22 protein-coding genes are annotated in these 23,987 nt (G+C 69.7%); 3 read left to right on the plus strand and 19 right to left on the minus strand.

Features of this window, described 5'->3' with window-relative positions; genetic code table 11:
* Nucleotides 1–59: 59 nt before the first annotated feature.
* Genes FNH21_RS08935 through FNH21_RS08950 form a run of 4 tightly spaced genes read right to left on the minus strand, consistent with a single transcriptional unit; the run spans nt 60 to nt 4,555 of the window.
* Nucleotides 60–827, minus strand: a complete 768-nt coding sequence (locus FNH21_RS08935) for an SCO1664 family protein (protein ID WP_152814455.1) — start codon at nt 825–827, stop codon at nt 60–62.
* On the minus strand, nt 827–1,381 hold the full coding sequence (locus FNH21_RS08940) for a DUF3090 domain-containing protein (RefSeq protein WP_152814456.1): 555 nt from the start codon (nt 1,379–1,381) through the stop codon (nt 827–829). Before FNH21_RS08940 ends, FNH21_RS08935 begins: the two co-directional genes overlap by 1 nt.
* 9 nt (nt 1,382–1,390) lie before the next feature.
* Nucleotides 1,391–2,098 (minus strand): histidine phosphatase family protein, encoded by a 708-nt coding sequence (locus FNH21_RS08945; protein ID WP_152814458.1) that lies wholly within the window; start codon nt 2,096–2,098, stop codon nt 1,391–1,393.
* A 57-nt stretch (nt 2,099–2,155) separates the two neighbouring features.
* Entirely contained in the window at nt 2,156–4,555 is a 2,400-nt protein-coding gene (locus FNH21_RS08950; protein ID WP_152814460.1) for an ATP-binding cassette domain-containing protein, read from the minus strand.
* Nucleotides 4,556–4,701: 146 nt separating this feature from the next.
* On the opposite strand from FNH21_RS08950, the gene FNH21_RS08955 reads away from it, so the two are divergent.
* The gene (locus FNH21_RS08955) at nt 4,702–5,367 is read left to right on the plus strand and encodes a peptide deformylase (RefSeq protein ID WP_206687050.1); all 666 of its coding nucleotides are present in this window, start codon (nt 4,702–4,704) and stop codon (nt 5,365–5,367) included.
* A 31-nt stretch (nt 5,368–5,398) separates the two neighbouring features.
* Here FNH21_RS08955 and FNH21_RS08960 read toward each other — a convergent pair whose 3' ends face one another.
* Nucleotides 5,399–7,441 carry a prolyl oligopeptidase family serine peptidase gene (locus tag FNH21_RS08960; protein ID WP_191931793.1) on the minus strand — a complete coding sequence of 681 codons (2,043 nt, stop codon included), beginning with the start codon at nt 7,439–7,441 and terminating at the stop codon, nt 5,399–5,401.
* A gap of 80 nt (nt 7,442–7,521) precedes the next feature.
* Between FNH21_RS08960 and FNH21_RS08965 the strand changes: the two genes are divergently transcribed.
* Both FNH21_RS08965 and FNH21_RS08970 read left to right on the plus strand, forming a co-directional pair.
* A complete protein-coding gene (locus FNH21_RS08965) occupies nt 7,522–8,379 on the plus strand; it encodes a putative RNA methyltransferase (RefSeq protein WP_152814462.1) in 858 nt (285 codons plus the stop codon).
* 209 nt (nt 8,380–8,588) lie between these two features.
* A complete protein-coding gene (locus FNH21_RS08970) occupies nt 8,589–8,936 on the plus strand; it encodes an RNA polymerase-binding protein RbpA (RefSeq protein ID WP_043445375.1) in 348 nt (115 codons plus the stop codon).
* Between the two features lie 106 nt (nt 8,937–9,042).
* On the opposite strand, the gene FNH21_RS08975 is transcribed toward FNH21_RS08970, so the two are convergent.
* The 14 genes from FNH21_RS08975 to FNH21_RS09040 all read right to left on the minus strand — a co-directional run bounded on the left by FNH21_RS08975 (nt 9,043) and on the right by FNH21_RS09040 (nt 23,963).
* Nucleotides 9,043–9,768, minus strand: a complete 726-nt coding sequence (locus FNH21_RS08975) for a glycosyltransferase (RefSeq protein WP_191931794.1) — start codon at nt 9,766–9,768, stop codon at nt 9,043–9,045.
* A 427-nt stretch (nt 9,769–10,195) separates the two neighbouring features.
* Entirely contained in the window at nt 10,196–11,836 is a 1,641-nt protein-coding gene (locus FNH21_RS08980; RefSeq protein WP_152814466.1) for an amidohydrolase, read from the minus strand.
* A 59-nt stretch (nt 11,837–11,895) separates the two neighbouring features.
* On the minus strand, nt 11,896–14,718 hold the full coding sequence (locus FNH21_RS08985; protein WP_152814468.1) for a DEAD/DEAH box helicase: 2,823 nt from the start codon (nt 14,716–14,718) through the stop codon (nt 11,896–11,898).
* Between the two features lie 216 nt (nt 14,719–14,934).
* Nucleotides 14,935–15,417 (minus strand): AAA family ATPase, encoded by a 483-nt coding sequence (locus tag FNH21_RS08990; protein WP_152814470.1) that lies wholly within the window; start codon nt 15,415–15,417, stop codon nt 14,935–14,937.
* 111 nt (nt 15,418–15,528) lie between these two features.
* A complete protein-coding gene (tatC, locus tag FNH21_RS08995) occupies nt 15,529–16,314 on the minus strand; it encodes a twin-arginine translocase subunit TatC (protein WP_152814472.1) in 786 nt (261 codons plus the stop codon).
* A gap of 69 nt (nt 16,315–16,383) precedes the next feature.
* Nucleotides 16,384–16,761 (minus strand): Sec-independent protein translocase subunit TatA, encoded by a 378-nt coding sequence (gene tatA, locus FNH21_RS09000; protein WP_191931795.1) that lies wholly within the window; start codon nt 16,759–16,761, stop codon nt 16,384–16,386.
* Nucleotides 16,762–16,798: 37 nt separating this feature from the next.
* Nucleotides 16,799–17,149 (minus strand): hypothetical protein, encoded by a 351-nt coding sequence (locus FNH21_RS09005; RefSeq protein WP_152814474.1) that lies wholly within the window; start codon nt 17,147–17,149, stop codon nt 16,799–16,801.
* A 10-nt stretch (nt 17,150–17,159) separates the two neighbouring features.
* The gene (locus tag FNH21_RS09010) at nt 17,160–19,148 is read right to left on the minus strand and encodes a WYL domain-containing protein (protein ID WP_152814476.1); all 1,989 of its coding nucleotides are present in this window, start codon (nt 19,146–19,148) and stop codon (nt 17,160–17,162) included.
* Between the two features lie 122 nt (nt 19,149–19,270).
* The gene (locus FNH21_RS09015; protein ID WP_152814478.1) at nt 19,271–19,666 is read right to left on the minus strand and encodes an FKBP-type peptidyl-prolyl cis-trans isomerase; all 396 of its coding nucleotides are present in this window, start codon (nt 19,664–19,666) and stop codon (nt 19,271–19,273) included.
* A 45-nt stretch (nt 19,667–19,711) separates the two neighbouring features.
* Complete coding sequence (locus tag FNH21_RS09020) at nt 19,712–20,674, minus strand: FKBP-type peptidyl-prolyl cis-trans isomerase (RefSeq protein WP_152814480.1); 963 nt, start codon at nt 20,672–20,674, stop codon at nt 19,712–19,714.
* 132 nt (nt 20,675–20,806) lie between these two features.
* Nucleotides 20,807–22,168: a Pup--protein ligase gene (gene pafA / locus FNH21_RS09025; RefSeq protein ID WP_152814482.1), complete on the minus strand. Its 1,362-nt coding sequence runs from the start codon at nt 22,166–22,168 to the stop codon at nt 20,807–20,809.
* Nucleotides 22,168–22,908 carry a proteasome subunit alpha gene (prcA, locus tag FNH21_RS09030; protein ID WP_152814484.1) on the minus strand — a complete coding sequence of 247 codons (741 nt, stop codon included), beginning with the start codon at nt 22,906–22,908 and terminating at the stop codon, nt 22,168–22,170. Before prcA ends, pafA begins: the two co-directional genes overlap by 1 nt.
* A gap of 2 nt (nt 22,909–22,910) precedes the next feature.
* Entirely contained in the window at nt 22,911–23,738 is an 828-nt protein-coding gene (gene prcB, locus FNH21_RS09035) for a proteasome subunit beta (RefSeq protein ID WP_152814486.1), read from the minus strand.
* A gap of 3 nt (nt 23,739–23,741) precedes the next feature.
* Nucleotides 23,742–23,963 carry a ubiquitin-like protein Pup gene (locus FNH21_RS09040; RefSeq protein ID WP_152814488.1) on the minus strand — a complete coding sequence of 74 codons (222 nt, stop codon included), beginning with the start codon at nt 23,961–23,963 and terminating at the stop codon, nt 23,742–23,744.
* Between the last annotated feature and the right edge of the window lie 24 nt (nt 23,964–23,987).

Genomic DNA, 23,987 nt, shown 5'->3' on the forward strand with positions numbered 1-23,987 from the left:
GCCTGACGCCTCCCCCTGTCCAGGTCCCGGCAGCGGTCGGACCAACGGTCGGAACGGGCTCAGAACAGGGGCCAGGGCACAGCGGGCATCCCGCCGCGGGGCCCGGGGAACCGCGCGGCGGATCGCAGCCGGGTGCAACGGGCCGCGAGGGCCACGAGTTCGTCGGGCGTGATGAGGGCCGCGAGGGCGCGGCCCAGTTCGCCATCGAGCGCTTCGCCGACACGGGCGACGCCGTCGAGTTCGTCGGCGGTCAGCGGATCCCCCACCCAGCCCCACAGGACGGTGCGGAGCTTGTGCTCGGTATGGAAGGTCAGTCCGTGGTCCACGCCGTGCCGGTGCCCATCGGCCATCGCGAGGATGTGGTCCCCTTTGCGGTCGGCGTTGTTGACGACGACGTCGAACACCGCCATGCGCCGCAACGCCGTCGTGTCCTCGTGGATGAGCGCGACGGTCCGGCCGGTCTCGTCCTGACCTTCGAGGACGTGCTTCCAGCCGGTGTCGGGAACCTCGTCGACTCCGACGAGGTCGACGGCATCCTGCTCCGGATCGGCGTCCTGCCACAGCTGCACCATGCCGTCGCCCAACGGTCCGGCGCGCAGCCAGGTCCGCGGGACGACGTTCCAGCCGAACGCCTCGGAGACCAGGAATGCGGCCACCTCGCGGTGCGCGAGGCTGCCGTCGGGGAAGTCCCAAAGCGGATTCTCCCCCGCAATCGGCTTGTAGACGACCACCGCACCGTCGACGCTGCCGAGGAACGTCGCATTGGACGCCGTCCTGATGCGGCCGGTGAGCGTCAGTTCGGCGCCCACGAGGTCGGGTGCCGGCATCAGGCCTCGGGCATGGCGCAGGTGTGCCCGTCGGCATCGATCGGCTGGCCGCAGATCACGCAGATCGGACGGCCGGCACCGACGACCTCCCTGGTCCGCTTGGCGAAGGCCCGTGCGGTGCCGACCGGCATCCGCACCAGCAGCATCTCGGACGCATCCGTCTCCTCGTCCTCGAGAGCATCGAGGTCGTCGTCGCTGTCGGCGTCGACGAGCGGGTAGGCCTCGACGACGATCTGCGCGGTGGTGGGATCCCACCCGAGGCTCATGGTCCCGGTACGGAACTGCTCCTGCACCGAGTCGAGCTGGTCGTTGTCCACGAGTTCGATCGGTGTGCCCGTGGGGACGCTGAAGGGGTTGCCCTCGAGGGTGATGAGCTGGTCGAGGATCTCGTCGATCTTCTCGGCGAGTTGCGCCGACTGCTGCTTCTCCAGCGCGATGCTGACGATCTGCTTCCCGGTGCGCACCTGCAGGTAGAACGTGCGCTCCCCCGGTACTCCGATGGTGCCGACGACGACCCGGTCAGGCCAGGTGAACTCGTGAACGATGGTAGGCATGATCCTATTTTAGGCGCTCGGGGACGGTGGTGACGGATGACCTGCGCCACCACCGACGGGCGCATCGGCTGCCGCCGCGGCGGCCTTCAGCCAGGACAGGTCGCCCGCATCGGAATTGGTCAGATGCACCGTCGGGCGCATGCTGCCGTACTGCACGATCGACACCGAGGCGGGACCCACGGTGATGCGCTGGAACAGGTCGAGGTGCATCCCGTAGGCGTCGGCGAGGACGGACTTGATGATGTCCCCGTGGCTGACCGCCACCCAGACCGCGCCGGCACCGTGTTCCGCTTCGAAGGCCGCGTCCTGTCTCCGGATCGCCGCCACGGCCCGCGCCTGCATGCCGGCCATCGACTCCCCACCGGGGAAGATGACGGCGGAGGGCTGGGACTGCACTGTCGACCAGAGCCCTTCGGTCGCGAGATCCTTCAGGGACCGGCCCTGCCACCGGCCGTAGTCGCATTCCGTGAGATCGGCGTCGACGGGGGTCTGCGGGGTACCGGATTGGCGGTCGAGGATGAACTGCGCCGTCTCGCGGCACCGTTCGAGGGGACTCGACACCACCCCGACCAGGGGCACCACGGACAGCCGGTCCGCCGCCGCCGCCGCCTGCCCGCGCCCGGTCTCGTCGAGGCTGACGCCGGGGGTCCGGCCGGCGAGCAGGCCGGTGGCGTTCGCTGTGGTGCGTCCGTGCCGCACGAGGATGACTGTGGCCATGACCCCAGCCTAACCACCGGCACGACCGCGGTCGGACACAGCGGTCCGCCGGGCGGCTCAGGCGCCCACGTACGCGGCGAGGTGCCGACCCGTGAGCGTCGCACGGCTCGCCACCAGTTCCGCCGGTGTCCCCGCGAAGACGATCTTCCCGCCGTCGTGGCCGGCACCCGGTCCGACGTCGACGAGCCAGTCGGCGTGCGCCATGACCGCCTGGTGGTGCTCGATGACGATGACCGACTTCCCTGCGTCCACCAGACGGTCCAGCAGTCCCAGGAGGTTCTCGACGTCCGCGAGGTGCAGGCCGGCCGTCGGCTCGTCGAGGACCAGGATGCCGCCCTTCTCCCCCATGTGGGTGGCGAGCTTGAGGCGCTGGCGCTCGCCACCGGACAGCGTGGTCAGCGGCTGGCCGAGGCTCACGTAGCCGAGTCCGACGTCGGCCAGCCGGCGGAGGACAGCGAGGGCGGCCGGGACCTTCGCGTCCCCCGCGGCGAAGAACTGGACCGCCTCGCTCACCGGCATCGAGAGCACCTCGCTGATGTTCTTCCCGCCCAGCGTGTACTCGAGCACCTCGGCCATGAAGCGCTTGCCACCGCAGACCTCGCACGTGGTGGCGACCCCGGCCATCATCGCGAGATCCGTGAAGATGACGCCCGCGCCGTTGCAGGTGGGGCACGCACCCTCGGAGTTGGCGCTGAAGAGGGCGGGCTTCACCCCGTTGGCCTTCGCGAAGGCCTTGCGGATGGGCTCCAGCATGCCCGTGTACGTCGCGGGGTTGCTGCGCCGTGATCCCTTGATCGCCGTCTGGTCCACCGCCACCACACCGTCACGGCCGGAGACCGAGCCGTGGATCAGCGAGCTCTTCCCGGAGCCGGCCACCCCGGTGACGACGCACAGCACCCCGAGGGGGATGTCGACGTCGACGTCCTGGACGTTGTGCGCGGTCGCACCCCTGACCTCGAGGACACCCTTCGGCGAGCGCAGGCCGTCCTTGAGGGCGGCACGGTCGTCGAGGTGCCGGCCCGTGAGCGTCCCGCTGGCGCGCAGGCCCTCGACCGTCCCCTCGAAGCACACCGTCCCGCCGGCGGTCCCGGCCCCGGGACCGAGGTCGACCACGTGGTCGGCGATCGCGATCATCTCGGGTTTGTGCTCCACCACCAGCACCGTGTTGCCCTTGTCGCGCAGGCGCAGCAGGAGATCGTTCATGCGCTGGATGTCGTGCGGGTGGAGGCCGATCGTCGGCTCGTCGAAGACGTAGGTGATATCGGTGAGGGAGGAGCCGAGGTGCCGGATCATCTTGGTGCGCTGGGACTCGCCGCCGGAGAGGGTGCCCGACGGCCGATCGAGGCTGAGGTAGCCCAGACCGATCTCCACGAAGGAGTCCAGCGTCTCCCCCAGTGCCTTCAGGAGCGGCGCGACCGACGGCTCGTGGAGGCCCCGCACCCAGACGGCGAGGTCGCTGATCTGCATCCGGCAGGCGTCGGCGATGCTGACGCCGTCGATCGTCGAGGAGCGCGCCGCCTCGCTGAGGCGGGTGCCGTCGCACTCCGGACAGGTGGTGAACGTGACGGCCCGGTCCACGAAGGCCCGGATGTGCGGCTGCATGGACTCGCGGTCCTTGGCGAGCATGGACTTCTGGATCTTGGGGACGAGGCCCTCGTAGGTGATGTTGATGCCGTCGACCTTGATCTTGGTCGGCTCCTTGTAGAGCAGGTCCTGCAGCTCGCGCTCCGTGAAGTCCCGGATCGGCGTGTCCGCGTCGAAGAACCCGCACCCGCCGAAGATCCGGCCGTACCAGCCCTCCATGCTGTAGCCGGGGATGGTCAGTGCTCCCCCGTTCAGGGACTTCGTCTCGTCGTAGAGCTGCGTCAGGTCGATGTCGGTCACCGAACCCATGCCCTCGCACCGCGGGCACATCCCGCCGGTGATCGTGAAGCTGCGCCGTTCCTTGACCGTGGTGCCGCCGCGCTCGATGGTCACCGCGCCCGCACCGCTGATGGACGCCACGTTGAAGGAAAACGCCTGCGGTGACCCGATGTGCGGCCGGCCGAGGCGGGAGAAGACGATCCTCAGCATCGCGTTGACGTCGGTCGCCGTGCCGACGGTGGAGCGGGGGTTGGCACCCATGCGCTCCTGGTCCACGATGATCGCCGTCGTCAGTCCCTCCAGCACGTCGACGTCGGGCCGCGCGAGCGTGGGCATGAAGCCCTGCAGGAAGGCGCTGTAGGTCTCGTTGATCATCCGCTGGGATTCCGCGGCGATGGTGTCGAACACCAGGGAGCTCTTGCCCGAGCCCGAGACACCGGTGAACACCGACAGCCGCCGTTTCGGGATGTCGATCGTCACGTCGTTCAGGTTGTTCTCCCGTGCGCCCTGCACCCTGATCAGGTCATGGGTGTCCGCCGCGTGTCCGGTCCTTCCGTCCGATGCCTGCTGCCCGTCCGCCGTGGCCGTGGTCATGGTGTCCCCTCGAAGCTCCTGCTCGGCGGTCGGCACCGCCTGCCACCGCCCCGCGCGGTTCGGCTCGTCCGATTGTCCTGTGCCGCGGCGGAACCGGCAATGGCCTCGTGACCCGGAACTGTCCGCGATTGTGATTGGCTGAGGGAATGAGCACCTCCGACCCCAGTCCCGATCCGGCGCCCTCCGGCGACGCCCTGACGGCGGCGGCGATGACCGAGCTGGTCGGGTCCGTCCTCGCGCACGAGCTCCCGCCCATCGTCGTCGCCGGTCATCCGGTGCTGCGCCATCCCGCAGAGGAGGTCCAGGGCCGGCTCGACGACGAACTCCTCGGCCGGCTGATCGCCACCATGAGGAGGGTGATGCATGCCGCGCCGGGGGTGGGCCTCGCGGCGCCGCAGATCGGCATCCCCCTGCGCATCGCCGTGCTCGAGGATCGCGGCGTTCCCGACGAGGCCGTGGCTACGGCCCGCTCCCGCACGCCCCTTCCCTTCACCGTGATGATCGATCCGCGCTACACGGCGGTCGGCGACGCGATGGACAGCTTCTACGAGGGGTGTCTCTCCGTCCCCGGCTACCAGGCGGTCGTCGATCGCCACCACGCCGTGGAGGCGACCTACACGCGGCCGGACGGCACCCGCACCACGGAGGTCTTCGAGGGCTGGCCGGCGCGGATCGTCCAGCACGAGACGGACCACCTGGACGGACGGCTCTACCTGGACCGGGCGCATGTGCGCTCGCTCTCGTCCGACCGGGAACACGCACGCTGGGCGCAGCCGACCGTCGAGGACGCGCGCCGCGGTCTGCGCTTCTGACCACGGCGCGCCTCCTGCCGGCAGGAGGCCGCTACTGGACGGCGGTGTCCGAGGGGTTCGCCGCCGTCGGGAGGTAGCGCGCCCACCAGCGCAGGATGTGCTCGAACCGCTGCCTGCGGTGCCACGGGGACCCGGAGCGTGAAAGTTCGTGCGTCTCGCCCGGGAAGACCAGCATCTCGGTCTCGACGCCCTGCTTCTTGAGGGCCGTGTAGTACCGCTGGGCCTGCTCGATGGGGCAGCGCAGGTCCTCCTCCGAGTGGATCACGAAGGCCGGTGTCCGCACCTCGCCGATCTTCGCGAAGGGGTTCTGTGTCTCGACGTGCGCAGGATCCGTGCCGGTGTACTCCTCCGAGAAGAACCACCCGATGTCGGAGGAACCCACGAACGACGGCGGATCGAGGTAGCCGCGCTCCACGATCGCCGCCTGGAAACGGTGGTCGTGCGCGATGGTCCACGCCGTCAGGTAGCCGCCGTAGGAACCACCCATGACGCCCAGGCGCTCGCCGTCCATGGCGTCGAACTCGGCGACGGCGCCGTCCAGGTACGCCAGCACGTCGTCGAGGTCCACCGTCCCCATGGCCTCCTTGATGACGCGCCCGTGGGCCTGGCCGTACCCGGCGGCACCGCGCGGATTGCACAGCAGCACGGCGTACCCCGCAGCGGCGTACACCTGGGCCTCGTCGAAGTACCCCCAGCCGTATTGCGCGAACGGCCCGCCGTGAATGACGAGGAGCACGGGGTGCGGGCCGTCCCCCTCGGGCAGCACCACCCATCCGTGGACGGGCGCCCCGTCCGGGGCGATGTAGGTGCGCTCCTGCGGTGCGCCGACGCGGGTGTCCGCGCGGAGCCCCGCCGAGAAGTCGGTGAGCGTCCGGAGCCCTGCGCCCTCGACCACGGCGACGTCGCCGGAGGTGGTGGGATCCGTGTAGGACACGACGACGGCGTCACCCGCCGCGTCCGCCCCGGTCACGACGGTGGGGCCTGTGACGAGGGACTCGGTCTCCCCCGTGGCGGAGATCCTCAGCAGTTCGCCCGCGCCCCGGGTCCGGTTGAAGGCGAGAACCGCATCCCGCCCGGCGGCCACGAGGTCCTGCACGTCGCCGAAGTCGACCGTCTCGGGGTCGCTGAGCCGCCGGACGCCGGTCGGATCGTCGACATCAAGCACGTAGAGGGCGGTGTTCCGCGCCACGAAGTCGAGGCCCGACGGCGAGAGGTCCGAGGCCAGGAAGAAGATCGAGCCACCGTCCGCGCTGGGGCGCGGTGCTCCGCAGCCGAGCAGCGTGTCGCCGCCCAGGTTGGTGAGCTGCCGACGGTCGCCGCCGTCGAGCGCGATGGAGTGGATGTCGGAGACCAGCGTCGAATCGGCGTCGTCGCCCAGCGCTGCGGTGAAGAGGATCCGGTGTCCGTCGGCGGAGAAGACCGGTTCGAGGTGGTCCGCGTCCGCACCCGTCAGCTGCGTGGCCGCCGGCACCGCCCCCTGCTCCTCGAGGGCGCCCGGGCCCTCCACGGGCTTCTGCCCGAGCCGCCCCACGGCCGTGACGTACGGCTCGTCGTCGAGGTCCGGGAGGGTGACGGAGAAGAGCTGCGACCGCTTGTCCGTCGTGTAGCCGAGGCCGTTCATCCGGTACTTGTACTGCGTCACGAGCCGTGGGTCCTCGAGGCCGGCGCCGATGCCGTCGACGGTCCCGTAGCGACCGTGCTCGGGGACGCGGGCGGCGAAGACGACGGTCGCCGAATCCGGGGAGATGTCGAACCGGCCGACGCCGAGCGGCTGGTCGGTCAGCTGGACGGGTTCCCCGCCGGTGGCACGCACGGCGAACAGCTGCGGTTTCCCGCCGGCCGACGCGCGCAGGAAGACGAGGACGGTCCCGTCCGGTGCGAAGCGGGGCGAGGTGTCGCGGAAGCCGCGCGTGAGCCGGCGACGTCCGCCGTCGAGCGTGATCTCCCACAGTTGGCCGACATAGCTGTCGGCGCGGAAGTCGGGGCGGGTGGCAGCGACGACCAGACGGGAGCCGTCCGGGTGGAGGGTCGGTGCGCCCGTGGTGGTCAGGAGTTCGATCTGGTCTGGTTTCACCCTCCCGATCAGACCCGAAATAGTGGCCTGAGTCAACGGTGGGCGGGGGGAAGATCGGCGGGGATCCCTAGGATGGGACGATGCCCGCGCTGCCCCACGACGTCCTCACCTGTCCCGTCTGCTCGTCCGCGCTTGCCCCGGACGGCCGGGCGCTGGTGTGCGCTCGGGGGCACCGGTTCGATGCGGCCCGCCAGGGCTACGTGAACCTCCTGACCGGCAAGGGCTCGCCGTTCGAGGGCGACACCCCGGAGATGGTCGACGCCAGGGAGGCTTTCCTCGGCTCCGGGCACTACGCGCCGCTCAGGGATGCGGTGATCGCCGCGAGCCTCCGCCATGCTGCGCGGGGCGGGATCGCGCTGGACGCCGGGGCGGGGACGGGATACTACCTCCAGGGCGTGTCGGAGGCCCTGCCGTCCCACGTCCCGATCGCTCTCGATGTCTCCAAGGCCGCGCTCCGGCGTGCCGCCCGCCGCCTGCCGCACGGTATCAGCCTCGTCTGGGACGTGTGGCGGCGGCTCCCGCTGGCCGACGCCTCGGTGGACGTCCTGCTCAACGTCTTCGCCCCGCGCAACGCCGCCGAGTTCGTGCGGGTGCTCGCTCCGAACGGATGTCTCGTGGTCGTCACCCCGCGGCCCGGGCACCTCGCCGGGCTCGACGCCGTCGGGCCCCTCCTCTCGGTACCGCCGCAGAAGGCCGACGATGTCGCCGCCTCCTTCGCCGGGGTCCTCGCCGAAGCCGAGCGGACGGACATCGACTACACGATGGTTCTCCCCCGGGACCTCGCACGATCGGCGCTGGTGATGGGACCCGCGGCGCGGCATGCGGACCGGCGCGTCCCCGGGGCCACCGGAGGAGCCACCGCCGATCGGGGGCTCGACCCCGGATCGCTGGACGTCGATGCGCGCTTCACGCTGCAGGTCCTGACCCGACCGGTGTAGCTCCGCGCCCCCGGCGACGATCCGGCCGCCGCAGGGGTCCGCTGCCCACCCTGTACACTTAGGTGTTTACCCGGGCCGGCGCAGGAACATCCGCGCGCCCGCCGGTGTTATACACATGACTTCCCCCGCACCGGCAGGTGGTGGGTGGCACGGCACGCAAGCGGTAACGATCCCCGTCCTGCGGGGATCACGGTGACAAGGAGAACGACATGAGCGATCGCAGCCTGCGGGGTATGCGCCTCGGAGCACAATCGATGGAGACGGAGTCCGGCGTCGAGCCCGCTCCCCGCCAGCGGGTCGAGTACCGCTGCGAGGACGGCGAGCGGGTCTTCGTGACCTTCTCGTCCGAAGCCGACATCCCGGCGACCTGGGTCTCCAAGACCGGCAAGGAAGCCCTCCTGGTGGACGGCGAGAAGCCGGACACGTCGAACGACAAGCCGGTGCGTACGCACTGGGACATGCTGCTGGAGCGCCGCTCGGTGGAGGAACTCGAGCAGATCCTCCAGGACCGGCTCACCATCCTGCGTGAGCGCCGCGGAGAGCGCCGCTCCGCCTAGGACGGGGGCCTGCAGATGCAGGCCCTGTCGCACAGATGAGAAGGCACCCGCCGTTCGGCGGGTGCCTTCAGTGCGTCGGGCCCGGGGTGGACTCGTCGACGGATGCTCAGGAGCGGCCGGTCAGGGTGTTCCAGCGCGCCGCAAGGCCCCATCGGGTGACGTTGGCGATGGCTTCGAGCACGATGTTGCCGCTCATCTTCGAGTCGCCGAGTTCCCGCTCGACGAACGTGATGGGGACCTCGACGATCGTCATCCCGAGGCGCGCGACGCGGAACGTCATGTCCACCTGGAAGCCGTAACCGACCGACTCCACGGCGGAGAGGTCCAGTGTCTCGAGGGTGGAGCGGCGGAAGGCCCGGAATCCGGCGGTGATGTCATGGACCGGCAAGCCCAGCATGAGCCGCGAGTAGGTGCTTCCCGCGCGGGAGAGCAGCTTGCGGTGGAGGGGCCAGTTGACCACGCTGCCGCCGGTCACCCAGCGGCTGCCGATCACGAGATCGGCGCGATCGACCGCGTCCAGGAGTCCCTGCAGCTGTTCCGGGCGATGCGACCCGTCCGCATCCATCTCCACCAGGACGTCGTAGTCCCGCGCGAGGCCCCAGCGGAACCCGGCGATGTACGCAGCACCCAGACCCTCCTTGCCGGTCCGGTGCAGCACGTGCACCTGGTCGTCCTCGGCAGCGGCGCGGTCGGCGAGCTCCCCTGTCCCGTCGGGGCTGTTGTCGTCCACGATCAGGACGTCGGAGGCCGGGACCGCCGCGCGGAGCCGGGCGAGGGTCAGCGGGAGGGACTCGATCTCGTTGTAGGTGGGGATGATCGTGACGACTCGCACGCAGGTGGGCCTTTCCATCGAGGATGCGCATCGCGCGGGGACTGCTCCGCACGCAGAGCCAGTCAGCAAGTATAGGCGACCGGAATCAGGCGTCGGAGATCCGGTACCACTCCTCGGGCAGGCCCACGCGTCTTCGTACCGGTCCCGGCACGCGTGCCGACATCGTTTTCTACTGACGTGTGAACCTGCCCTTGTGAGTGCCGGCTCCAGCCGAAGGGGCAACACGCGCCATGGAAGAAGGCCGATGCGTTGCGCTCGTGGAGACCAGCCAGGTTTCCTCCCGCAGGAGTTCCTCTAACCCGTAGGGCAAAAGCTTACGTGCTGTGGAGGAGGTGTCAACAGCCCGCTGACCTGCGGAAACGTCTTTCGGCGCAGGTCAGGCGGGGGTGATTCCCCGGCCGGGGAACGACGTCGGACGATGTGCGGATCAGTCCGCGGCGAAGCCGTCGACGGCGTACAGGCGCGTGCCGTCGTGCACCGTCTCGAGGCACAGCGGAGCGTTCTCGGTGTCCAGCGCCGGCAGGAGCGGGGTACCGGCGCGCGGGTCGGTACTCCAGGACTGGACGCGGTTGTCGGGCGTCTGGACCATGAGTTCGTCGACCTTCCAGACGGCGAAGGATGCGGGGGTACCCGGAGCCAGCTGGCCCATCATCGGGCTGCGGCCCGAGAGCCGCCAGCTCGCCCTCGAGTGGGCGATGAACGCCGCCCTCGCCGAGATGGTCTCCGCCGCGGAGGTGTGTTCCAGGCAGGCCCGCACCGAGGCCCACGGATCCAGCGGGGTCACGGGGCTGTCCGAGCCGAGGGCAACGAGCACCCCGGCCGACAGGAGGGACGCGAAACGGTTCATGGTGCCGCTGCGGTGTCCGAGGCGCTGCGCGTAGAGGCCCCCCTCCACGCCCCACAGCGCGTCGAACAAGGGCTGGCCGCTGACCGCGACGCCGTAGTGCACCAGCGCGGCGATCGCGGCGTCGTCGGCCATCTCGACGTGCTCGAGGCGATGTCTCGCCCGGCGGACCTCCTCCACGCCGAGCTCCTGGGCTGTGCGCTCCAGGGCGCGCAGCACGAGATCCAGGCCCGCGTCCCCGATGACGTGGAAGCCGGCCTGCACCTGATCGGCGGTGGTCGCGACCAGGTGGGCGGCGGCGTCGTCCTCCGTGAGGTAGAGCGTCCCGCTCGATCCGGCGTCGTCGCTGTACGGCTCACGCAGCGCGGCCGTCCGGGACCCGATCGACCCGTCGGCGTTGAGGTCTCCGGCGAGGCCCGCGAGCCTGCCCCCGAAACCCCGCATGAGCTCCCCGACCTCCTCGCGGGACGAGGTCAGCTGCGCCCAGTAGGGGATCACCTCGGGGAGCGGCAGGTCGTGGCCGGGTCCGTCGATCGACAGCAGCGTCTCGAGGTCCTCCCTCGGCGCGATGTGCGGTGCAGCCATCTCGGTGACCGCGACATAGCCGCGGGAGGCGGCATGGAGCAGCGCAGCCTGCTGGTAGCTGCGGCGCTGGTCCACCGTCAGGCGCCGGGTGGCACGCCGGGCGGCCTCGTGGGCGGCGCGCACCACGAAACCGTCGTCCCACCCGTCCACCGCGGCAAGTCCGAGACCCGCTGCCAGCGTCCCCGAGACCACGGCGGAGTGGATGTCCGCGCGGACGAGGTACACCAGCGCTCCTCCTCCGGCGCGGTCGAGCTCCGACGCCGTCGGGACGCGCCGCTCCGGCCAGGAGGACTCGTCCCACCCGTAGCCGAGGATGGTCGTCGCGCCCGTGGCCGCCGCGGATTCGACGGCGGCGAGGAGCTCGGCCAGCGATCGGCACGCTGTCAGGTCGATCGAGCCGAGGGCGATACCCGTCTCGGTGGTGTGGGTGTGCGCATCCACGAAGCCGGGCGTGACCAGGGCGCCGTCGAGGTCCACGGTCCGGACGTCCGGACCCTCGAGGTTCGTGGCTGCGTGTTCGGTTCCCACCCATGCGACGGTCCCGCCGTCGACGAGCATCGCCGTCGCGAACGGATCGGCGGGGCTGTAGACGGAGCCGTTGCGGTAGAGGACGGGGCGGGGGCGCTGGGACGTGGGCATCGCTGTGCTGGGCTGCTTTCCGTGGAGGGGTCGGGTCAGGACGCGGGCTGCAGCCGGTCCTACTCACTGATGTTCGAGTATGCCACCACGCCCCGGCGCACCAGCCTGATGGCCCGCACGCAGGTCTGCTGGAGTCCGCCCGGCAGGTCGGGGACCTTGGCCAGCTGGTCGAGCAGGTCGATCACCTGCTTCGACCACCGCACGAAGTCCCCCGCGGCGAGTTCCGTGCCGCTGAGGGCCGCCTGCAGGGAACGCCCCTGCGCCCACTTGAACATGGGCCAGACCAGGGAGAGTTCGGGCTCGCTGGTCACCGGCAGCCGGTGCTGCTCCTCGACGTCGTTCAGCTGGGACCACTGGCGGATGATCGTCTCGACCGAGCCCTCCAGTGCGACGCTCGGCATCACCGGCCGCACACCGCGTTCCTCCCGCTTCGCCTGGTACACCAGCACCGTGGTCACGGCGGCGAGCTCGGCCGCGTCGAGGTCGCCGAAGGCGCCCGCCTCGATGCACAGCGCGATCAGGAGGTCCTTCTCCCCATAGATGCGGCGGAGCTTCTGGCCGGCCGCGCTGACCCGCACGGCGTCATCGGTGTACTCGAGGTAGCCGTAGTGCCCGAGGACCTCGGACACGCGGTCGAAGGTCTTCGCGATGGTGTTCGTGCGGCCGCGGATCTGGCCGGCGAGCTTGTCGGTCTCCCGGCGCAGCTTCCACCACCGCTCGGCCCAGCGGGCGTGCTGCTCCCGCTCGCTGCAGCCGTGGCAGGGGTGCGCGCGCAGGCGGCGGCGCAGGTCGGTGATGGCCCGCTCCTCCGCTGCCGCCGATGCCGAGTAGCCTGCGGCCACGCGGTCCGCGCCGCGCCGCGGCGGTCGCCGGTCCTGCAGCGCGTTGCGGAGCGAGGACGTGAGGTCCCGCCGGTCCTTCGGGCTGCGGGCGCTGAAGTGCTTGGGGATCCGGATGCGGGACAGGACCTCCACGGGGCCGTCCAGGTCCTGCACGCCCACCCGGCGGATCTGCGTCTCGAGCGTCAGGACGGTCGGTCGCGGTTCCCGGGACGTGTCGCTGTCGAGGACGACGGCGAAGCCTTGGCTGAGCCCTCCCGGCACGTCGATGACGTCTCCCGGTCGCAGTGACTCCAGCGAGGACTCCGCGGCGGACCGGAGCGTGCGCGAGCGGTCGCGGGACGCATTCGATTCGAGGTCGGACAGTTCGCGTCGGAGGTTCGCGTACTCGCGGAAGTCACCGAGATGGCAGGTCATCGACTTCTCGTAGCCCTTGAGGGACTCCTCACGGCTGCGGACCTGCTTGGCGAGGCCGACGACGGACCGGTCCGCCTGGAACTGCGCGAAGGAGGTCTCGAGGATCTCCCGGGACCGCTCCTGCCCGAACTGGGCCATGAGGTTGATGCTCATGTTGTAGGTGGGCCGGAAGCTCGAGTTCAGCGGGTAGGTCCGCCGGGAGGCGAGTCCGGCCACCGCGCCCGGGTCCGTCCCGGGCTGCCATAGCACCACGGCGTGGCCCTCGACGTCGATCCCTCGGCGGCCGGCACGGCCCGTCAGCTGCGTGTACTCCCCCGCCGTCACGTTGACGTGCGCCTCGCCGTTGAACTTGTCCAGCTTCTCGAGGACCACCGTGCGTGCCGGCATGTTCACGCCCAGTGCGAGCGTCTCGGTCGCGAAGACGGCCTTGACCAGCCCCGCCGCGAAGAGGCGCTCGACGACCTCCTTGAAGGTGGGGAGCATCCCGGCGTGGTGGGCCGTGAAGCCCCTGATCAGGCCCTCCCGCCAGGTCCAGAATCCGAGGATCTCGAGGTCGTCCCGCGGGATGTCCGTCGTCGCGGCGTCGATCGTCTCGCTGATCTCGTCCCGTTCGTCCTCCGTGGTGAGCCACAGACCGGCGTGGAGGCACTGCGTCACCGCCGCCTCGCAGCCAGCCCGGGAGAAGATGAAGGTGATGGCCGGCAGCAGGTCCGAACGGTCCAGTGCGCTGATCACCTGGGGTCGCGTGGCACGCCGCACGATGGTCTGCTGGGGTGGACCGCCGCGGCCTGCACGGGACTTCCCACGCCGCCCGCCGGCACCCCAGTTGGCGCGCTGGTTCAGGCGGATCTCGTTGCTCGCGAGATCGAGCAGCTCCGGGTTGACGTCGTACTGGTCCCGAGCGCCGGCCTCGGCACCAGCGGGAGCGGCCTCGTCGAAGGCGACGTCGCCGGCGAACAGGTCGATCAGGTTCTGACCGACCATGACGTGCTGCCAGAGCGGCACCGGCCGGTGTTCGGACACGACGACGTCGGTGTCCCCGCGCACGGTGTCGAGCCAGGCCCCGAACTCCTCGGCGTTGGACACCGTGGCGCTGAGCGAGACGAGCTTGACCTCGGTGGGGAGATGGATGATGACCTCCTCCCACACGGCTCCGCGGAAACGGTCCGCGAGGTAGTGGACCTCGTCCATCACCACGTAGCCGAGGTTGTCGAGGGCGTCGGAGTTGGCGTAGAGCATGTTCCGCAGCACTTCGGTGGTCATGACGATGACGTCGGCGTCGGCATTGATGCTCGTGTCGCCGGTCAGGAGCCCCACACGCTCGCTGCCGTGGACCGCCGCCAGCTCCGAGTACTTCTGGTTGCTCAGCGCCTTGATGGGGGTGGTGTAGAAAGCCTTCAGCCCATGCTGCAGGGCCATGAAGACGGCGAACTCGCCCACCACGGTCTTACCCGCACCGGTGGGCGCGGCCACCAGGACGCCCCGGCCCGCCTCGAGAGCCGTACACGCCTCCCGCTGGAACGGATCGAGCTCGAACTCGAGGGTCTGCTCGAAGTGGGACAGTTGCGTCCGCGCGTGCTGCGTCCGGGCCTTCGCAGCTGCGTATCTCTCAGCGGGAGTGCTCATCTTTCCACCCTAGACGCATCGCCGGGGCGGGGTGCGCCCTGTACGCGCAGAGCGTTCGGGCACCGGTCCTGCCCGCGGTGCTAGTAGGAGGCGGAACCGTCCGCAGGTTCGCGCCACACCTACTGCCCGACCCTGCCGTCGATGCACTCCCGGAGCAGATGGGCGTGCCCGCAGTGGCGGGCATATCTCCTCGGCACCGGGTTCTTGACTCCGGCACTACCTCGAAGCGGCATCTCCTCGATCACCCGGCGTGCTGACCGCGGCGATGAGATGGTCGATGTCGTCTGCCAGTTCCACGACCGGTCGGCGGCTGTCGAGCTCGAGGGTAGAGCCGGCTCGGAGGAGGGGCTCGACGTCCCGGACGTGCCGACGGATCACCGCCTGGTCTTCGAAGGACGTGCCGTACGGATTGTTCGTCCGGGTCGCGACGCGGCGGATGAGGACCTCCATCGGTGCGCTCAGGAGGATGACGGCCTCGAACCGGTCGTAGAAGCGGCCCTGGTTCTCCACGGTCCCCGAGACGATGAGGGCCGGGGTCGACGCGAGCAGTTCAGACATGCGGCGTTCATCCCACGTGCCGTCGGGCAGTACCCACCCGTCGTCGTCGGTGTCGATCGTTCGGCGACCTCGCAGGGACAGCTCGTGGAGCACTGCCGTCTTCCCGGCTCCCGACATACCGGTGATCAGGACGTGGGCCATGGCAGTCAGCGTACTGATCAGGCTGATGGCCGGCCAGGCGGCGCACCATGGCGACGCACCGATCAGCCGACCGCTTCGGCAGGTAGGCGGGGACGACGGCCGGGATGTGGGCTAGAGGTCGTTCAGGGGTGTCGCCCGGTCGGCGTGTGCTTCCACGTCCGCGTCCCGGGCCGCGTTCCGGCGGGCCCGGCGCTTGTCGTTGAGCAGGCACAGACCGATCGCGACGAAGAACAGCACCAGCATCGGCACCGCCAGGTAGAACATGCTCAGCGCGTCCCCACCCGGTGCGGCCATCGCCGCGAACAGGCACACCAGGAACACCGTGATCCGCCACGCCTTCAGGATCTGCTTCCCCGAGACCAGGCCCACCATGTTCAGCCCGAACAGCACCACCGGCAGCAGGAACGCGATACCGAACGCCAGCATCAACCGCAGCACGAACGCGAAATACACGGTCACGCTGATCAGGTTCGAGAACTGGTCCGGCGTGAAATCCGTCAGGACGCGCACCGCGTTCGGCAGGATCAGCCACGCCAGATAGATCCCGGTCAGGAACAGCGGGACCGCGACCACGATGAACCCCAGCGCCGTCCGGCGCTCCTTGGTCTTCAGCCCCGGCGTGATGAACGCCCACAACTGGTACAGCCAGACCGGGCTGGAGAGCACCACGCCCAGGAAGATCGACACCTGGATGAGCAGGTCGAACGGTGACGCCGCGGTGTCGAAGTTCAGCGACGCCGTCCGGCCGTCCTGCTCGTTGATGGCCACGATGGGCGCACCCAACGCCTCCAGGACCGGCTCGTACAGGAAGAACCCCGCCACGGTCCCCGCCAGGACCGCCAACGCCGACTTGAACAGCCGGTTACGCGCCTCGCGGAGGTGTTCCTTCAAGGCCATCCGGCCCTCGGGATTCGCTTTCCTGCCGCGCGCAGGAACCTTCTCGGTCGTCACAGGATCAAGGACCGGCTACTGGCTGGTGTGCGAGGAACCACTCTGCCGGGACGGCCCCGCCGGGGACTGGCCCTCCACGGAACCCTCGCCGTACTGCTGGACCGGCTGCCCGGGCTGGTGGAACTGACCCGGCTGCTGACCGGGCTGCGAGTGCTGAACGGGAGCCTGGTACGTCGGGGTGTACGTCTGGGGAGCCGGGTCGACCACACGGCCCTCGACCGGGTCCGTGCCGGCCTCACCGGTGTTGTTCTCGTCCTTCATCTGCTTCACCTCGGACTTGAAGATCCGCAGCGACTGACCGACGCTGCGCGCCAGACCGGGAAGCTTCGGTGCACCGAACAGAACGATCGCAAGAACAATGATGATGACGATGTGCCAGCCTTCGAGCCTCATGCCCAATTCCTCTCGTTGATCCCCACCACAGTTTAGGTCACAGGTGGGGCAGGTCCCGCAGGAGCTGCGGCTGTCCACGGCGGTCACGCTTCAGGACACGCCTGCTGCGTCGGTCGTCGAGCCGGCGCGTCCGGGCCACTTCACGGGCGGCTCGGACGTCCTCGGGCGCCGAGAACACGGCGGGGACGGCGATACCCGGGACACCCGCGGCGCGAGGAGGACCCGCGGCATCCGTCGGGGCGTTCACCTCGAAGCGATCCATGGCTTCCCCGAATTCACCGAGAGTTCGCATTCCGCGACGGAAGACGCCGAAGCCCACCGCCACGAGGAAGATCGCGCTGACGGCCACCAGCGCGACCCAGAGCACAATCCACATCCACCAGAGCATGAGGCCCAGTCTAGGCCAGAGCCTGATGGGCACGGGCGGCGGCGAGCCACTGCAGGGTCTCCTGCCGCAGTTCCTCGGGCGCGACGACGGCGGCTGATCCGCCGAGACCCGCGACCAGGCCTGGGATCCATGTGCTCGAGGCGACGCGCAGCCTCGCCGCCAGGCGGTCGTCGCCGAGCTCCTGCACGGCCTCGGCGTTGTACTGAGCGGCGATCCACCGCGCCCTGGGCTCGAGCACCAGGGTCACCGTGCGGTCCTTCGCGCCCGAGCGGTAGGGCGAGACGGCCTTCCTCCCGCGGGCGAGGGACTCCTCGTCGATGTTCGCCGTCGCCGGCTGGTCCGTGAGCGTGGCGCGCTGGATCCGATCCAGGCGGAAGTTCCTGAGCCCGTCGGAGTCGACGCTCCACGCCTCCAGGTACCAGGTGTCCTGGTGCAGGAAGATGCGGATCGGCTCGAGCAGGCGATGCGTGATCTCGTCCCGCGTCGGGACGAAGTAGTCCACCTCCACCCGCACGCCCGAGTGGAGCGCGGCCTGCAGCACCTCCAGGGTGGGATCGATGTCGTCCTCGGTCAGTTTCGTGGCCACCGCCGTGCCGATGCGCGCCGCATCGCCGGCAGCGGCCGTGAGCTTCGTCTGGGCGCTCACGATCGCCCCGTTGTTCCGCATGCCCGGCAGCTCCCGCAGCGCCTGCAGGCCCACGATCAGCGAGCAGGCCTCGTCCATGCTGAGCTTCACGGGTTCGGCGAGGTCGCGGGCATTCGTGAGGTAGATCCGCCCGTCCTCGATGTTCACGTCCATCAGCCCGTCCGGGTAGTGGCGCGGACCGCTGACGAAGAGGAGGTCGAGATCCTTGGTGAGCTGGCTCTCGCTCACGTCGAACCTCCTGGCGGTCTCGCCCACCTCGGAGCCCGGGTGCGCGAGGAGGTAGGGCACCAGGTCGAGCAGCCGGAGGAGGTGGTCCTGCGACGAGGACTTGCGTCGCGGAGCCGGACGCACACCGTCCGTGATCTCGAGGCCCTGCGGAGCCGCCAGGGCGGCGTCGTACGCCTTCTCGAGCAGCCGTCCCACCTCGACCGCGAGTTCCTGCGGTTCCTCGACGCGCGCATTGGTGCCCAGTCCGGTGATCGTCGCCGCCATGGGGCTGGACGCGGCGTAGGGGACGCGCAGGATGTCCCACTCCTCCCCCGTCTGCAGGACCTCGGCATCCTTGCGGACGCGCAGCACCTGGCACGAACCGGGGCGGACGGCGACGACGGCGGTGCGGTCCGGCTCGCTGCGGGACAGCGAGGAGAGCGTCTGGTTCATGTCGAAGGAGTCGGGGACGTCGAAGGTCCCGCTCAGCACCACGGGCTCACCGGTCATGCGGGAGAGCCGGAAGAAGCGCTCGGCCTTGCGCGTCGTGTCATACCCCACCACGTACCAGTGGCCGAACCGGGCCCCCATGCCCCATGGATGCACGGTGCGGACCTCCTCGCGCCCGGTACTGGCGGCGCGGTAGGGGAAGCGGAGCGGCGTCCGCGTGGTCAGGGCCTGCCACACGATGTCCCAGTAGGGGGCGTCGGTGGTGATGCGCGGCTGGATGAGGGGCGTGAGTTCGGTGCCGCCGTCGGTGCTCCGCGAACTGAGCTTGCGCAGGGCCCGCGACGCCGCCGAGTCGAGCGACCCCTGGTCCCAGACGCCCGCGGCCAGGTTGAGGACGGCGTACTCCTCCGGCAGGAAGGTCACCCCGCCGAGTCGGTAGTCCTCCGCACTGATCCGGTACCGCTGCACGGTGTTGTCGTTGTCGAAGAGGGTGTCCTCGCTGAAGGACTCGAGCGGGATCCCCTGTTCCCTCAGCGCGGCCTTGTCACGGTCGAAGAGCTTCTCCCGGGCAGCGACGGACGTCGCCTCCCGGTAGAGGTCGATCTCGTCGAACAACTCCTCCTTGGTGAATCCCCGGCGGCTCGAGAGGAGCATGATCACGAGGGTGAGGAGGCGCTCGGTACGTTTTGCGGACACGGTGAAACCCTACCTTCACTACAAGCACGGAAGGGACGCACGCCGACGATCGTCGACCTGCGTCCCTTCCGGACGAAACCGTGGTGCTCTCCTCCGGCCCGACGGGCGGGGCGGAGGTGGTACTAGCGGACCGCCAGGAGGTCGACGACGAAGATCAGTGCCTCGTTGGGTCCGATCGCCGAACCGGCGCCGCTGGGTCCGTAGGCCAGGTGAGAGGGGATCTCCAGCCGACGTCGTCCGCCGACCTTCATGCCGAGCAGTCCCTGGTCCCAGCCCTGGATGACCTGGCCCACGCCGACCTTGAAGTCGAGTGGCGCCCCGCGGTTCCAGGAGGCGTCGAACTCCTCGCCGGTCGAGAAGGCGACGCCGACGTAGTGGGTGGACACGGTGTTGCCGGGCTTCGCCTCGTCACCCTTGCCCTCGATGAGGTCCTCGATGACGAGGTCCGTGGGGACGTCGTGGGAGGGGAAGTCGATCTCCGGCTTCTGCCGGTCGAAGTCACGCTGTCCGAAGGACATGGTTTCCTTTCCTGGAGCTTCGGGGGTGTGGGAGGGCCGGCCGGACTACTCCGCCGCGGCCTTGCTGACGATCTCGACGTAGAACACGAGGGTTCCGGAGGGCTGTCCCTGCTGGGCGTTCGGGTAGGCCCAGGGCTCCGGGATGACGAGCATGACCTTGGAGCCGACCTTCTGTCCGGCCAGGCCCTTGGTCCAGCCGGTGATGACGCCGTTGAGCGGGAACTCCGCGGCCTCACCGCGATCGAAGCTCGAGTCGAACTTCTCGCCGTCGCTGTAGGTCCAGCCCGAGTAGTTCGCGGTGATGGTGTCGGCGTCCGTCAGGACCTCGCCGTCGCCCTCCTCGAGCACCTTGATCACGAGGTTGTCGGAGGGCTCGTTCTCGGGGATGGTGACCGCCGGCACGCCGGCGTCGTCGAACTCGAACGTGGGCAGCTGACCCTCGTCGTCGAGCTTCTGGACGTCCTCGGGCGAGAGCACCTCGGGCTCGGGCGGAGGCTGCTCGGCGGAGAGGACCTTGAGGACGATCAGCTGCTCGGGCAGGGCGGTCTGGCCCTCCGTCGGCTCGGGCGAGGGGCGGGTGTAGGCGATCTGGGCGCCGACCTTCGTACCGACCAGGACGTCGTACAGTTCCGCGTCCTGCTCCTTGAGTGTGTCGTCGACAGGCAGGACCTGGGGCTCGCCCTGGGCGTACGTGTCGCCGAGGACCTCACCGTCCGTGGCATTCAGCGCGACGAGCTGGTACCGGATCCGCTGCCCGGACTCGATTGCGTCGCCCTCGCCCTCCATGACGGTCTTGGCCGCCACGCCCGTGATCTCGAGGGGGGACTCGAACTCGACGGTCGGGGGCTCCTCGTCGGATCCGCCGCTCACCTCGACGGTGTCGAAGACCTCGGCGGCGCCGGCCGAGTTCCCCGTCTCCTCGCCGGTCAGGTTGTCCGTCGTCGGCCCGCCGCAGCCCGTCAGCAGCAACAGCAGCAGCGGGAGGAGGAATGCTAGTACTTTTCGCACAGAACTACTTTCGGGTTGGTGACCGGTTCAGGCTGCCCGCAGAAGAAAGGGCCCTGACAAGCCTAACGGCTGCCGGCCGGCGGTTTCTCCTGTGAAAGTGCTGGCAGACACTCGATCACGGGTGCGGGCGGCTCACAGTTGCTGCAGCAGGGCCTCCACGCGCTCGTCCACCGAGGTGAACGGATCCTTGCAGAGGATGGTCTGCTGGGCGCGGTCGTTGAGCTTGAGGTGCACCCAGTCGACGGTGTAGTCGCGGTTCGCCTCCTTGGCCCGCCGGACGAACTCGCCGCGCAGGCGTGCGCGCGTGGTCTGCGGCGGAAGATCGACCGCCTCCTTCACGGCGGTGTCGTCGACGACGCGGGCGGCCTCCCCCCGCGCCTGCAGCAGGAAGAACAGGCCTCTCGACCGCGAGATGTCGTGGTACGTGAGGTCCAGTTGCGCCGCGCGCGCCGACTCGAGGTCTCCCCCGGACCGTGCGAGGTAGCGGTCGATCAGCTTCTTCTTGATCGCCCAGTCGATCTCGGTGTCGATCCGCGCCGTGTCGCCCGTCTCGACGGCGTCGAGCACCCGCTCCCACAGGTCCAGGATGGTCGGGACGTGCGCGTTGTGCGCGCCGTGGTCCGCCACGAACGCGGTGGCTCGCGCCAGGTACTCCCGCTGCATCTCCAGCGCCGTCATCTGCCGTCCGTTGGCGAGCTTCAGCAGCTGGCGTCCCGTGAGGTCGTGGGAGATCTCGCGGATGCTGCGGATCGGATTCTCCAGGCGGAAGTCACGCATCATCTCGCCTGCCTCGACCATCCGCAGCAGCAGGTCGACGGACCCGACCTTCAGCAGCGTGGTGGTCTCGGACATGTTCGAGTCGCCGGCGATGACATGCAGCCGGCGGTAGTGCTCGGCGTCCGCGTGCGGCTCGTCCCTCGTGTTGATGATCGGCCTGGAGCGCGTCGTGGCGGAGGAGATGCCCTCCCACAGGTGATCGGCCCGCTGCGAGAAGGCGTAGAGGGATCCGGTCTGCGTCTTCAGGACCTTCCCGGCCCCGACGAGCAGCTGCCGGGTGACGAGGAAGGGGATCAGGATGTCGGCGAGGCGCGCGAACTCCAGCTTGCGCGGAATCAGGTAGTTCTCGTGGCTGCCGTAGGAGTTGCCGGCGGAGTCCGTGTTGTTCTTGAACAGGTAGATCTTGCCGTCGTAGCCCTCCTGCGCGAGCTTGCGCTGCGCCTCGGCGACGAGGTCCTCGAGGATCAGTTCACCTGCGCGGTCGTGCGCGATGAGCTGCGCGAGGTCGTCGCACTCCGCCGTGGCGTACTCGGGGTGGGAGCCGACGTCGAGGTACAGGCGGGAGCCGTTGGTGAGGAAGACGTTCGAGGACCTCCCCCAGCTCACAACCTTCCTGAACAGGTACCGCGCCACCTCCTCCGGCGAGAGGGGCCGGGAGTTGGGCCCGGAGTAGGAGATGCCGAACTCCGTCTCCACACCGTAGATCCGGCGGTCCATCAGCTGTCCTGCCCGTTCTGCAGCAGGAGGTCGAGCTCGGGCCCGCCGATGCGGCGGAACGCCCGCCTGCTTCCCCGCAACGTGTCCGGGTCGCGTTCGAGGAACGCGACCTCGAGGACGGAGGGATCGAGCACGGGTGCACCGGCGTCCCCGGCCCCGGCGGTGACGACGCCGTCGTGCCGGAGGGATCGGGCTGCTGCCCGGACGGCCTCGGGAAGGCTGAGGTCGGCGGACCAGGAACCGCGCAGGGCGTCGACGACGGCGTCCGCCGCGCCACCCATGACCACGAAGCCCGTCTCGTCGGCGATCGAGCCGTCGAAGGTGAGGCGGTAGAGGTGGTCTGCGTCCTGCGAGCGACCCACCTCGGCGACGACCAGTTCGACCTCGAAGGGCTTGCTCTCCGCCGTGAACACGGCGCCGAGGCTCTGGGCGTAGACGCTCGCCAACCCGCGGGCCGTGACGTCCTCGCGGGCGTAGGAATAGCCCCGGACGTCGGCGTACCGCACGCCGGCCTGCCGGAGGCTCTCGAACTCGTTGTACTTGCCGACGGCGGCGAAGGCGATGCGGTCGTAGATCTCGCCGAGCTTGTGGAGCGAGGGCGAGGGATTCTCGGCGACGAGGGCTATGCCGTCGCGGCAGCTCATCACGACGACCGACCGCCCCCGGCCGATCCCCTTCCGCGCGAAGTCGGCGCGGTCCTTCATCAGCTGTTCGGGCGAGACGTAGAACTGCTGCGTCATGGCTATGCCTCCCTGCCTGCCGAGGAGCGGGCGTCGATGATGGCGTGCGCCACCGCTTCCAGCTCGCGCTCGGGGATGCGGCGCGCACCGGCACCGTCCACCACGTAGACCACGGGCCACAGCCCGCGGACGGCATCGGGGCCACCGGTGGCCGAATCGTCGTCGGCGGCGTCGTAGAGCGCCTCGACGGCGACACGCACGGCCGAGGCCTCGTCGAGGCGCGGGTTCCACAGCTTCTTGAGGGCGCCGCGGGCGAACACCGATCCGGAGCCGACCGAGTGGTGCTCGTGCTCCTCGTACCGCCCGCCGGTGACGTCGAAGGAGAACAGGCGCCCCACGTGGCGGTCCGTGTCGAAGCCGGCGAAGAGCGGGACGACGGCGAGGCCCTGCATCGCCATCGGGAGGTTCTGCCGCACCATGGCCGCGAGCCGGTTCGCCTTGCCGTCGAGGCTCATCATGGTGGCCTCGATCTTCTCGTAGTGCTCGAGCTCCACCTGGAACAGGCGGGTCAGGTCCAGGCCGATCCCGGCGCTTCCCGCGATGCCGAGGACCGAGTAGTTGTCGGCCGGGAAGACCTTCTCGATGTGCCTGCTGGCGATCACGTTGCCCATGGTGGCCCGCCGGTCACCGGCCATCAGCACGCCGCCTGGGAAGGTCAGGGAGACGATCGTCGTCGCGTGCGGCGCCAGGTGGGAGGCGTCGGTCGAGGCGGTCACGGGACCCAGGGACCGGTTGGCGGGCAGCAGTGCAGGGTGGTGTTCACCGAGGTAGGCGGAGAAAGAGGCCGAGGCGGCCCGTGGAACGGCTGCGGCTGCATCGTCCGGGAGCATCCGCTACTGGCCGCCCTTCTGCACGAAACCCCGGACGAACTCCTCCGCGTTGGACTCGAGGACACCGTCGATCTCGTCGAGGAGATCGTCCACGCCCTGCGTCTGCGAGGATTCCTGGGCAGCGGGGGCAGCGGGGGCGGTGGGGGCCGCCGGGGCGGGCTCGGGGAGTTCCTCCTCGGATCCCGAGGTCGAGCCGCCGGTGGAGATGCGGTCCTGTGAAGCCATGGTGGCCACCCTTTCGTGGTCGTG

Origin of the sequence: Arthrobacter bussei (assembly GCF_009377195.2) — a bacterium.
GTDB lineage: Bacteria > Actinomycetota > Actinomycetes > Actinomycetales > Micrococcaceae > Arthrobacter_D > Arthrobacter_D bussei.